Genomic DNA, 12,525 nt, shown 5'->3' with positions numbered 1-12,525 from the left:
GGGAGGCCGTTCTCATTGCGATGTGGTCAGTACGTTGCGACGCGTCGCGATGACGCGTCACGGGTCTCAGAAGCCCACGCGGTCCCACACGCGACCGGACTTAGCCGCCAGCACGAGGTCGTCCAGCTCGCTGGGGCTGGCCAGGTCGATGACGCCGAACTCTCCCTTCACTGCAGCCTTGCCGGCGAGCGCGTCGCAGCCGGCAATCCCGATGGCCTTGTAGTGACCGAAGGCATCGCGCAGCCATTGCTGGGCCGTCGGCAGGTCGACCAGCGCATCGCTGACCGACTCGTTGCTCAGCACCACGACAGCGTGGAACAGGACCGACGGTGCACCGGCGAGCGCCATGTCCACTGCATGCACCTTGCCGCTGCTGTCCTGCACGGCACCCGGCTTGAGGGCCACCTTGGCGAGCTTGGCTTTCTCGTTCTTCAGGCGGCTTTCCAGCGCGACCAGCATGTCGGGATCGAAGCCGTCACCGAGCAGCACCGCAAGCTTGCGGCCTTCCAGCGTGCTGCGTGCCTTGGCCAGCAGGCTCAGGGCCGGGCTCGGCGGCAGATCCTGCGGGGCCTGCGCCGGCTCGATGACGTCGGCCTTGCCGCTCATTCCCAACTGGTCCGAGACTTCGACCTCCAGCGCTGCGTCGATGATCTTCAGGTGACCCAGCATGCGGGTACGGATCGCGATCGTCTCGACCTTGCCGAGTTCGAACGCCAGCGCGTTGGCGATGTGCTCGCGCTCGGGCGGCGTCATCGACAGCAGGAACTGGCGGGCCTGCGAATAGTGATCGGAGAAGGACTCGGCGCGCAGGCGCGTCTTGTTGCCTTCCACCGGGGCAGGGAAGCTGGTGAAGCCGTGCACCGGGCATTCGCGCGGCGCGTCCGCCGCCAGCGAGTTCGGCTCGTAGGCCACGCGGCCCTTCGGCACCTCCATCTGCGCCATACCGTCGCGCGTGAAGTTGTGCATCGGGCAGCGTGGCTTGTTGACGGGCAACTGGTGGAAGTTCGGCCCGCCCAGGCGGCTGAGTTGGGTGTCCAGGTAGGAGAACAGGCGCCCCTGCAGCAAGGGGTCGTCGCTGAAGTCGATGCCGGGCACGATGTTGGCGGGGCAGAAGGCGACCTGCTCCGTCTCGGCGAAGAAGTTGTCGGGATTGCGGTCAAGCACCAGCTTGCCGACGATATCCAGCGGAACCTCTTCCTCGGGAATCAGCTTGGTCGGATCGAGTACGTCGAAGGCCAGCCTGTCGGCGGTCTCCTGGTCGAACACCTGCAGCGCCAGTTCGTACTCCGGGTACTGGCCGCTCTCGATCGCTTCCCACAGGTCGCGGCGGTGGTAGTCCGGATCGGCGCCGTTGATCTTCACCGCCTCGTCCCACAGCACCGATTCGCTGCCGATCACCGGCCGCCAGTGGAACTTGACGAAGCGGCTCTCGCCGAATTCGTTGACCAGACGGAAGGTGTGCACGCCGAAGCCTTCCATCATGCGGTAGGAGCGCGGAATGGCGCGGTCCGACATCGCCCACATGATCATGTGCATGGATTCCGGCATCAGAGAGATGAAGTCCCAGAAGGTGTCGTGCGCCGAGGCGGCCTGCGGGAAGCCACGGTCGGGCTCCTGCTTCACGGAGTGCACCAGGTCGGGAAACTTCATCGCGTCCTGGATGAAGAACACCGGGATGTTGTTGCCCACCAGATCGAAGTTGCCTTCCTCGGTGTAGAACTTCACCGCGAAGCCACGCACGTCACGCGGCAGGTCGATCGACGAGGAACCACCCGCGACGGTGGAGAAGCGCACGAACACCGGCGTCCTGACCGACGGGTCCTGCAGGAACTTCGCGCGCGTGATGCCGGACAGCGAGCGGTAAGGCTGGAAGTATCCGTGCGCACCGGAGCCGCGCGCGTGGACGATGCGTTCGGGAATCCGCTCGTGATCGAAGGAGGTGATCTTCTCGCGGAGGACGAAGTCCTCCAGCAAGGTCGGCCCGCGCGAGCCCACGCGCAGGGAGTTCTGATTGTCCGCGACAGGAATGCCCTGGTTCGTGGTCAGCAGCGTCTCCTTGCCCCCGCCGTGCTGGCGGTGAAGCTCACCGCCGTTTCCGGTGCGATCGGCGCCCGGCGCGCCAGGGTGGGAGTGGGCGGTACGAGTGTTCATGGCGAAGCTCCTGTTATCGGGACAACAAAAACGCGTACCTGGGTACGCGTCGGGTGTGATGCGGTCCTGCCGTCGTCGGTCAGGCAGGTTGAGGGGCGTAGCCTGCGAGCAACGCTTCCTTGCGTGCCTGCATGCGCCTGCCCAGTGCGGCGGTGTCGATGCGGCTGGCATCGACGCGGGGGAACAGTTCGCGCTGCTCCTCCTTGACGTGGTGCTGGATGTACTCGCCCAGCACCTTCACGCGCGCATCGAAGTACGGTTCCTCGGGATCGTCATCGCGGATCTGGGCGATGAGCTCATTCGCGCTGGCATGCTCGACGACGGCCTCGTCCAGCAGGTCGTCCAGTTGCAGCATGCGGCGCACGGCGGGGTAGAAGATCTCTTCCTCGATCTGGGTGTGCACTTCCAGCAACATGCAGATCTGGTCGGCGACGATGCGCTTGCGTGCGGCCGACCGTAGGCGCTCGTACTGGTCGAACAGCGCTTCGACTTCCTTGTGATCCGCGCGCAGCAGGCGGATCGCGTCGGTGGATTGCGCACGCTCAACACGGCCATGAGGCGTTTGCTGAGGTGCGTGGCGTACGTTGTGCGGATTGGCGTGGGTGCTCGGCATGTCGATTCCCCTTTTCAAGGTGTCATCACGGATGACCTGAGGCGGATCATCGACTCAATGGCAAGCCGTCAGGGTCGGAACGCTGCGCTTTCGGGTGTCGGTACGCTCCTACAGTCGAGCGGTGGCGACAGACCGCACTCTCCTGTGCATGCACCAACGCCTGGGGACGTTGCTAAACGGCGGTCGCCGTCCTTGACTTGGCTGGCCCGATCGGTTCGAATCCCGGCCCTGTGCCCGGATGGTGAAACTGGTAGACACAAGGGACTTAAAATCCCTCGGCGCAAGCTGTACGGGTTCGATTCCCGTTCCGGGCACCAGCCTGCATTCCTGCAGCGTCCGACGAAGTCCGAACAGCCTTTCAGACAGGCGGCTGGCAGCGGATTGCCGTGTGCGATGCACTGAAGACAATCGGGCAGTGCAAGATCTTTCTCGGAAAGCTGGGGGAGTGGAACCGCTGATCGCGGCGTTGCCCTTGCTTGCCGATCCCCGACCAGCTGTCAGTTCTACGCTTCTTTCACCCGCAGCAACTCAAAGGGCCGGAGCGGCGGAGGATCCTTCTGCTCTTGCGTGGTGACTTCTTAAACTTCACCCGCGCAGCGGAAGCCGGACCGAGAAACTTGCGCCTCCACCAGCACGGTTGCGGACTTCAATACTTCCTTGGTGGGCTTCGACGATATGTCGGGCAATGGACAGTCCCAGCCCCAGACCGCCTTGAGAACGGACAAGCGGGTCATCACCCTGATGGAAGCGCTCGAAGATGTGGGGCAGCAAGCTATCAGGTATCCCGGGGCCGTTGTCAGCGACCTCGATTACTGCAACGACGCCGATGCGCTGTGCTGTGATCTCCACCCTGGAGTCGCGTGGCGAGAATTTCACCGCGTTGGACAGCAGATTCCACACTACCTGCTGCATCCGATGCGGGTCCGCCACGGCTGGTAGAGAGGTTCTGTCCGATTGGACCAGCGCAATCTGCTTGGCATCGGCCATCGGTTTCATGGTCTCGAGTGCTGCCTCTACACAACCAGTCAGGTCCGTCTCGACGGGCTGGATTTCGAGCTTGCCGGCCATGATGCGGGACACGTCCAGCAGATCATCCACCAGATGCTTCAACGTCATCGCGTTGCGGATGATGACGTCGGCCGCACGCTCCCTCATGTCCGGACCCGCTTTACCCGTCTGAAGGATCTGGCCCCACCCCAGAATCGCACTCATGGGGTTGCGAAGCTCGTGGGACAGCATGGCGAGGAACAGGTCCTTCATCCGGTTGGCTTCCTCCGCAGCAGCCCGGGCTGCAGTTTCGGATTCCAGAAGGTGTCGTCGTTCTGTTTCGGCTCGCTTCCGATGCGAGATGTCCACCCATGACACCAGGCCGCCAATCGGCTTCCCCTCTGCATTCAGAATCGGAGCGGCGTTGGAGGACACATGGATCAACGCCCCGTTGGCGGCTCGCAGCAACCACTCTTCGTCGATGATCACGGCACCGTCGCAGGCCCGGTGCAAAGCCATTTCTTCAGGGGCCGCACGCGTCACGCCGTCCAGGTGGTAGACGCCCCAAGCGTCCCACGCCCGACTGTCAGCCGGCGTACTGCCTTCAATCATTTTCTGGCCATGCCGACTGACCGCGACGATCTGTTTGTCGGGTCCGAGTGCGATGGCGAGCCCCTCTGGAACGTGATCGAGGATAGCTTGCAGGATCTGGGCCTTTTCCTGCGTTTGCAGAAGTGCAGATTGCAGCTTGTGCTCAACGACGATCTGCTCCGTGACGTCGAAGTTCACCCCGACAAGACGCGGCGAATTGCCCTCCGGGCCGGTCTCGACGGCCGCGCGCGTCGCGAGCCATCGCGTCTCTCCGTCGGCCCTCTTGATCCGGAAGCGAATGCTGAGTTCTTCACTGGTGGCAAGCGAGCGGCTGACCCCGGCCATGACAGCCTCGATGTCGTCCGGGACGATGTACCTGAAGAAGTCTTCGTCGATCTCGCGTCCGGAGCGTTCGGGCACGCCAAGCATCTGATAGATCCCTTGGCTCCACCATGCCCGGCCATCCGCCGGATTCCACTCCCACGCGGCAATTCGCATGACGTCGAGGGCACACGCCGTTGCAGGCGCACTTACGACATCCTTGCCGGCTTCATCGAAGCCCGTATCGGCGACAGTCACGAGCCACCGCCCATCCGGAAAATCGGCTGAAGCCACGGGTGTGGCATCAAGTACAAGTGCGCGACTTTCACCGTCAGCAGCCCTGATGGCACTGAAGCGGAGCTGGAACGAATGGCCTTCATCAAGACCCAGCTGCCAAACTGTGGACAGGCGTTCTTGTTCTGCCGGAGCCGAGCGCTGCCAGAGAGCTTTAGCGTCGCATACCGACAAACCGGAAAACTCGGCCCACCATGTATTGAGATGGACCGTGGCGCCGCGTTGCATCACCAGAAGAACGGCGCGGTCCGCTCCAGTCGAAGGCGCTACCGGGGGATTCATGAGTCAATCCTGGAACTGGCGGCCCATGCCGCACCTCCGCGGAGTATAAGGACTGCGCAGAGGTTGGCGGACGCAGGAGAGTTAATTGAACGCCTGAGTTGAAGGCCTGCACCTGCGGACCTGGACTCACTCCACGGAGCCCAGGGCTCGAAGTGACGAGGCAGGTCTCGCGGACGCATGCCACGCAAGGGGTCATCGTCAGGGAGATGTCAGTACGGACCCCGGCGCCCGGTAGCGGAACCGCGGTCCAGGAAAAAACAACGCCCCGGATCGGGGCGTTGTCGGTCATGCGATGGACTTCAGGGCCGGGGCTTACTCTGCCGCGTTGAGGCCATGCTTGCGGAAGAGGGCGCGTGCGGCAGCGGTCTGTTCCGCCGTCGCGGGCAGCGTGTCGGCAAGCTCGTATTTCATGTTGAGCTGGTCCCACTTGAACTTGCCGAGCTGGTGGAAGGGCAGGACGTCCACCCGTTCGACATTGCCCAGTCCGGCGCAGAACTTCGCCACGCCTTCGACGTTGTCCGGCGCGTCGGTGAGGCCGGGCACCAGCACATAACGCAACCACACGGGGCGCTTGCGCTCGGCCAGCCGGCGGGCGAATTCCAGCACCGGCTCGACCGGCTTGGCGGTGACGCGAAGGTGCGTCTCCGGGTCCCAGCTCTTGATGTCGAGGAGGAACAGGTCGATCTCTTCCAGTTCCTCGTCCGACAGCTTGTTGCCAAGAAAGCCGTTGGTATCCAGCACGGTGTGTACGCCCAGGGCCTTGGCGCCATGCATCAGCTGCATGACGAAACGGTCCTGCACCAGGGGCTCGCCGCCAGACACGGTGAGGCCGCCGTTGGCGGCCTTCAGGAAGGGCGCGTACTTCGCCAGCTCCTGCAGCAGGTCGTCGACGCAGACCAGCCTGCCGTTCTTCAGCTTCCAGGTGTCCGGGTTGTGGCAGTACTGGCAGCGGAACTCGCAGCCGGTGGTCCAGTAAACCAGGCGCATGCCCGGACCATCGACCGCAGAGCCGGTTTCCTCCGAGTGGAGGAAACCCCAGCGCCCGCCGCGCAGCAGGTCGTTCGTCTGCGCGTCGGGCATGGTGTTGCTGTGCTCGACGCGCAGATCGAAACGGCTACCGCGCAGGGGCGTGTCCATGATGCTTGCCTCGGCTCGTTCAGACTTCGCCGTGGAAGGTGCGGTTGATCACATCCAGCTGTTGCTCGCGCGTCAGCTTGATGAAGTTCACCGCGTAGCCCGACACCCGGATGGTGAGCTGCGGGTAGTTCTCCGGGTGCTCCATGGCATCGACCAGCATGTCGCGGTTCAGCACGTTGATATTCACGTGGAAACCGGTAGTGCCGAAGAAGCCGTCCAGCGAGCCGGCCAGATTCACGACCTGGTCGTCACGCGTGTTGCCCAGACCGCTCGGCACGATGCTGGAGGTCATGCTGATACCGTCCTGGCAGTGCTCGTACGGAATCTTGGCGACCGACATGGCCGAGGCGATGAAGCCCAGCTTGTCGCGGCCGTGCATGGGGTTGGCACCCGGTGCGAACGGTTCGCCGGCACGGCGGCCGTCGGGCGTGTTGCCCGTGTTCTTGCCGTACACCACGTTGGAGGTGATGGTCAGGACCGACTGGGTGTGCAGCGCGTCGCGGTAGGTCTTGTGCGTGCGCAGCTTGTTCATGAAGGACTCGGCCAGCCAGGTGGCGAACTGGTCGACGCGGTCGTCGTTGTTGCCGAACTTCGGGAAGTCGCCTTCCGTCACGTAGTCGGTCACCAGGCCGCTGTCGTCGCGCACCACTTTCACCTTGGCGTACTTGATGGCCGACAGCGAGTCCGCCACTACCGACAGGCCGGCGATACCGAAGGCCATCGTGCGCAGCGGGTTGTAGTCGTGCAGCGCCATCTCGATACGCTCGTAGGCGTACTTGTCGTGCATGTAGTGAATGACGTTCATCGCATTCACGTAGGTGCGGGCCAGCCAGTCCATCGCGGTGTCGAAATTCTTCATCACCGTGTCGAAGTCCAGCACGTCGCCCTTGACGGCGTCGAAGGCGGGCATCACCTGTGCGCCGGACATTTCGTCGCGGCCGCCGTTGATGGCGTACAGCATGCACTTGGCAAGGTTCACCCGGGCGCCGAACAGCTGCATCTGCTTGCCGACGCGCATGGCGGATACGCAACAGGCGATGGCGGTGTCGTCACCCCAGGCCGGACGCATCAGTTCGTCGGACTCGTACTGCACGGCACTGGTGTCGATGGACACCTTGGCGCAGAACTGCTTGAAGCCGGCGGGCAGCTTGGGCGACCAGAACACGGTCATGTTGGGTTCCGGTGCCGGGCCCAGGTTGTACAGGGTCTGCAGGTAGCGGAAGGAAGTCTTGGTCACCAGCGAACGGCCGTCTTCGGCGATGCCACCGATGGACTCGGTCACCCAGGTCGGGTCACCGGAGAACAGTGCGTCGTATTCCGGCGTACGCAGGAAGCGCACGATGCGCAGCTTGATGACGAAGTCGTCGATGATCTCCTGCGCCTGGGCTTCGGTCAGCGTGCCTTCCTTGAGGTCGCGTTCGAAGTAGGCGTCCAGGAACGTGGAGGTACGGCCCAGCGACATGGCGGCGCCGTTCTGCTCCTTCACCGCGGCGAGGTAGCCGAAGTACAGCCATTGCACGGCTTCCTTGGCGGTGGCAGCGGGCTTCGAGATGTCGAAGCCGTACTTGGCCGCCATCTCCTTCAGTTCGTTCAGTGCCTTCAGTTGTTCGGACAGTTCTTCACGGTCGCGGATGATCGCGTCGGTGGAGTGCTCGCCGTCGATCGAGAGTTTTTCGGCCTTCTTGGTCTCGATCAGGCGATCCACGCCATACAGCGCCACGCGACGATAGTCGCCGATGATGCGGCCACGGCCGTAGGCATCGGGCAGGCCGGTCACGATGTGCGAGCGACGGGCCTTCAGCACGTCCTCGGTGTAGGCATCGAACACGCCTTCGTTGTGCGTCTTGCGGTACTTGGTGAAGATGTCCTTCACCGATTGGTCGACCGGGAAGTTGAAGGCCTTGAGGCCGCCTTCGACCATGCGCCAGCCACCGTTCGGGAAGATCGCGCGCTTGAGCGGGGCTTCGGTCTGCAGGCCGACGATGACTTCGTTGTCACGGTCGATGTAGCCGGCGTCGTGAGCGGTGATGGAGGAGGGAATCTGGGAGACGTCGAGCACGCCGCGCTCGCGTTCCTTGACGAACAATTCGGACAGTTTTGCCCACAGCGCGGTGGTGCGCGGGGTTGCGCCGGCGAGGAACTTGTCGTCGCCTTCGTACGGTGTCACGTTGGTGACGATGAAATCGCGTACGTCGATGCCAAGCTTCCAGCTACCCGGCTTGAATCCGCGCCAGGCCTGCGTCAATTGATCGTCCATGACAGTCTCCACAACCAGAGGGTCTCGTTCGGACATGATCTGCTCCTTGCATTAAGAAAATCGGTCGGAATCCGGGTCTGGATTCCTGCGCTTTCAGTGGTCTTTTGAACCACTTCCGCGCCACGACTTCAGTATGTGACCGGCCTTTCTCGAAAACCTGATGCAGATCAAGTTCGCAGGTAAATGCTTGTTCTGATTAGTTGATTCCGGAATCAGACTGGCTTATGTGCGATCGCAGCAAACAAATATGCGGTCCACATGAATGCCTTCAGCATCAACATGATGGCACCGATTCGTGCCATTGACGTGACTTTTCAAGCGGACAACTGCTTAAGTACTTCCCGCACTTTCTGGGCCCGCAGCTTGCTGTCCACGGCGGCGATGTTGACAGTGAGTTTGTCCTGCCCGGCGAGCTTCCAGTTCCGGTTCTTCTGGATGAGCTGGATGATCCGGATCGGTTCGATCGGCGGGTTGGCGACGAAGTGCAACTGCACCCGGGTTTCGCTCGCGTCGATCTTGATGATGCCCAGCGGCTTGGCTGCCACGCGCAGGCGGTGGGTTTCCAGCAGCGTTTGCGTCTGCTCCGGCATTTCGCCGAAGCGGTCGATCAGTTCCTCCTGCAAAGCCTGCAGCTCCTCCGTGTCGTCGCAGTTGGCCATGCGCTTGTACAGCGTCAGGCGCTCCTGCACGTCACTGCAGTACGCATTGGGCAACAGGGCAGGGGCGTGGAGGTTGATTTCCGACACGACGTCCAGCGGCTGCGACAGGTCCGGCTCCTTGCCGGCCTGCAGGTCCTTCACCGCGCGCTTCAGCATCTCGCTGTACAGCGAGAAGCCGACCTGCTGGATCTCGCCCGACTGGGACTCGCCCAGCACCTCGCCAGCGCCGCGGATCTCCAGGTCGTGCATCGACAGGAAGAAGCCGGAGCCGAGGTCCTCCATCATGGTGATGGCCTCCAGCCGCTTCTGCGCCTGCGCCGTCGGCTTGGCGTTCGCGTCGGTCAGCAGGTAGGCGTAGGCCTGGTGGTGGGAGCGGCCGACGCGGCCGCGCAGCTGGTGCAGCTGCGCCAGGCCGAAGCGGTCGGCACGGTTGATGATGATGGTGTTGGCGGTCGGGATGTTGATGCCGGTCTCGATGATGGTCGAGCACAGCAGCAGGTTGGCGCGCTGGGTGGTGAAGTCGCGCATCACGCGCTCCAGCTCGCGCTCCGGCAACTGGCCGTGGCCGACGACGACGCGCGCCTCCGGCAGCATTTCCTCCAGCGCGACGCGCATGTTCTCGATGGTATCCACCTCGTTGTGCAGGAAATACACCTGCCCGCCGCGCTTGAATTCGCGTAGCACGGCCTCGCGCACGATGCCCTTGGAGTAGGCCTGCACGAAGGTCTTGATGGCCAGCCGCTTCTGCGGCGCGGTGGTGATGGCGGAGAACTCGCGCAGGCCTTCCAGCGCCATGCCCAGCGTGCGGGGAATCGGCGTGGCGGTCAGGGTCAGGATGTCGACCTCGCTGCGCAGCGTCTTCAGCGCCTCCTTCTGGCGCACGCCGAAGCGGTGCTCCTCGTCGATGATCACCAGGCCCAGGCGCTTGAACTCCACGTCCTTCTGCAACAGGCGATGGGTGCCGATGATGATGTCGACCTTGCCTTCCGCCAGCAGCTCGAGCGATTCGGCCTGCTCCTTGGCGCTGCGGAAACGCGACAGCTCGGCGAGCTTGACCGGCCAGTCGGCGAAGCGGTCGCTGAAAGTCTGGAAATGCTGCTCGGCGAGCAGGGTGGTGGGGCAGAGCACGACCACCTGCTTGCCGTCGGCCACCGCGATGAAGGCGGCACGCAGGGCGACCTCCGTCTTGCCGAAGCCGACGTCGCCGCACACCAGCCGGTCCATCGGCTTGCCGCCACGCATGTCGGCCACCACCGCGTTGATGGCGGCGAGCTGGTCCGGCGTCTCCTCGAAGCCGAAGCCCTCGGCGAAGGCATCCAGGTCGTGCTGCTTGAAGTCGAACTTGTGGCCGGGACGGGCGGCACGCTGCGCGTACAGCGAGAGCAGTTCCGCCGCGGTGTCGCGCACCTGTTGCGCAGCCTTGCGCTTGGCCTTCTCCCACTGGCCGCTGCCCAGCTTGTGCAGGTCGACGTTCTCCGGATCGGCACCGGCGTAGCGGGTGATGACGTGCAGTTGCGACACCGGCACGTACAGCTTGTCGTCGTTGGAGTACTCCAGCAGCAGGAACTCCATGTCGCCTTCGCCGAGGTCCATGTGCACCAGGCCCTGGTAGCGGCCGATGCCGTGGCTCTGGTGCACCACCGGATCGCCGACCTTCAGTTCCGACAGGTCCTTCAGCCAACCCTCGACGGTGGCCTTGCGGCCTTCGCGGCCACGACCGCGGGGACGCGCCTGGGTGGCGTACAGCTCGTTCTCGGTGACGATGGCGATGCGCGATTCGGCCAGCAGGAAGCCGGACGACAAGGGTCCGGTGCCAAGCGCGAATTTTGGCCCCACCGTCGCACCGCCTGCCATGAAGCCTGACAGGTCCGCACTCGTTTCCGGCTTCAAGCCGTACTCGGCGAAATACTCGGCGATGGTCTGCTGGCGGCCCGGTGACTCGGCCAGCACCAATACGCGGCCATCGAAGCCGGACAGGAAAGCCTTGAATTTGTAGAGCGGATCGTTCGCCTTGCGCTCGACCGCCAGCTCCGGCAGCGCCACCGCAGGTGGCGGCACCTCGCTGCCGCTGGCGCCGATGGCGACGCGGGTGCGCGTCTTGGCGGCGACGAAGAACTGCTCGGCGGACAGGAAGAGGTCTGCAGGTGGCAGCAAGGGGCGGGCACGGTCGCCCGCCATCAGCCTGAAGCGGCTGTTCGCCTCGACCCAGAAGGCCTCGATGGCGGCATTGACGTCCTGGTGCAGCACCAGCATGGCGTCGGTCGGCAGGTAATCGAAGACCGTCGCCGTCTCGTCGAAGAACAGCGGCAGGTAGTACTCGATGCCGGGCGACGCGATGCCGTTCGACACATCCTTGTAGATGATGCTCTTGGTCGGGTCGCCCTCGAAGGCTTCGCGGAAGCGCTGGCGGAACGCACTGCGCGCCTTCTCGTCGAGCGGGAATTCGCGCGCCGGCAACAGGCGGATCTCCGGCACGGGAAACACCGTGCGCTGCGTGTCCGGGTCGAAGGTGCGGATGGTCTCGATCTCGTCGTCGAAGAGGTCGAGCCGGTAGGGCAGTTGCGCGCCCATCGGGAACAGGTCGATCAGCCCGCCGCGTACCGAGAACTCGCCCGGGCGCACCACCTGCGTGACATGGTCGTAGCCGGCCAGGGTCATCTGGTTGCGAAGGCCTTCCACGTCCAGTTGCTGGCCGGCCTTCATGAAGAAGGTGTAGCCGGCGAGGTAGGCCGGCGGCGCCATGCGGTACAGCGCGGTGGACGCCGGCACCAGCGTGACGTCGGATTCGCCTTTCTGGATCGCATACAGCGTGGCCAGCCGCTCCGACACCAGGTCCTGGTGCGGCGAGAAAGCGTCGTAGGGTAGCGTTTCCCAGTCAGGCAGCAGGTTCACCCGCAGGGCCGGTGCGAACCAGGCGATCTCTTCGGCCAGGCGCTGGGCGTCCAGCGGGTTGGCCGTCACCACCGCCAGCTTCTGGCCCTGGCTGGCGAGCTGCGCCAGCGCGGCGGCATCGGCGGCGCCGTGCAGGCGCGGCAGGTCCATGCGCTGGCCGGCCTTCGGCAAGGCGAGTCGGGAAAAGGACGGAATGGGCAGGGCGACGGGCTGGCTGGACATGCGATCGGACAGGGCTGGCAAGGCTGCGGAGAAGCAGCACAAATGAACACACCGCGCGGCGGTCGGAACCGGCGCACGGAAGGGCAGACAAGCGAAGGGATTATAAGTTGAAAGTATGA

The 12,525-nt window shown here is 63.9% G+C and carries 6 protein-coding genes and 1 tRNA gene; 1 reads left to right on the top strand and 6 read right to left on the bottom strand.

Going from position 1 to position 12,525, the window contains the following annotated elements; genetic code table 11:
* Nucleotides 1–66 precede the first annotated feature (66 nt).
* Nucleotides 67–2,151: a catalase gene (locus VVD47_RS02165; RefSeq protein ID WP_327601752.1), complete on the bottom strand. Its 2,085-nt coding sequence runs from the start codon at nucleotides 2,149–2,151 to the stop codon at nucleotides 67–69.
* A 79-nt stretch (nucleotides 2,152–2,230) separates the two neighbouring features.
* On the bottom strand, nucleotides 2,231–2,764 hold the full coding sequence (locus VVD47_RS02160; RefSeq protein ID WP_327601751.1) for a hemerythrin domain-containing protein: 534 nt from the start codon (nucleotides 2,762–2,764) through the stop codon (nucleotides 2,231–2,233).
* Nucleotides 2,765–2,996: 232 nt separating this feature from the next.
* On the opposite strand from VVD47_RS02160, the gene VVD47_RS02155 reads away from it, so the two are divergent.
* Nucleotides 2,997–3,081, top strand: a tRNA-Leu gene (locus VVD47_RS02155).
* Between the two features lie 268 nt (nucleotides 3,082–3,349).
* On the opposite strand, the gene VVD47_RS02150 is transcribed toward VVD47_RS02155, so the two are convergent.
* The 4 genes from VVD47_RS02150 to mfd all read right to left on the bottom strand — a co-directional run bounded on the left by VVD47_RS02150 (nucleotide 3,350) and on the right by mfd (nucleotide 12,406).
* Entirely contained in the window at nucleotides 3,350–5,239 is a 1,890-nt protein-coding gene (locus tag VVD47_RS02150; RefSeq protein ID WP_327601750.1) for a sensor histidine kinase, read from the bottom strand.
* A gap of 312 nt (nucleotides 5,240–5,551) precedes the next feature.
* Nucleotides 5,552–6,376: a pyruvate formate-lyase-activating protein gene (gene pflA, locus VVD47_RS02145; protein ID WP_327601749.1), complete on the bottom strand. Its 825-nt coding sequence runs from the start codon at nucleotides 6,374–6,376 to the stop codon at nucleotides 5,552–5,554.
* A 19-nt stretch (nucleotides 6,377–6,395) separates the two neighbouring features.
* Nucleotides 6,396–8,633, bottom strand: a complete 2,238-nt coding sequence (pflB, locus tag VVD47_RS02140; protein WP_327601748.1) for a formate C-acetyltransferase — start codon at nucleotides 8,631–8,633, stop codon at nucleotides 6,396–6,398.
* Nucleotides 8,634–8,947: 314 nt separating this feature from the next.
* Nucleotides 8,948–12,406: a transcription-repair coupling factor gene (mfd, locus tag VVD47_RS02135; protein WP_327601747.1), complete on the bottom strand. Its 3,459-nt coding sequence runs from the start codon at nucleotides 12,404–12,406 to the stop codon at nucleotides 8,948–8,950.
* Nucleotides 12,407–12,525 lie beyond the last annotated feature (119 nt).

The sequence above is a fragment of the Uliginosibacterium sp. H1 genome (genome assembly GCF_036017065.1).
GTDB lineage: Bacteria > Pseudomonadota > Gammaproteobacteria > Burkholderiales > Rhodocyclaceae > Uliginosibacterium.
Note: the sequence above shows the minus strand (reverse complement) of the source record. Positions and strands in the feature narration are given on the sequence as shown.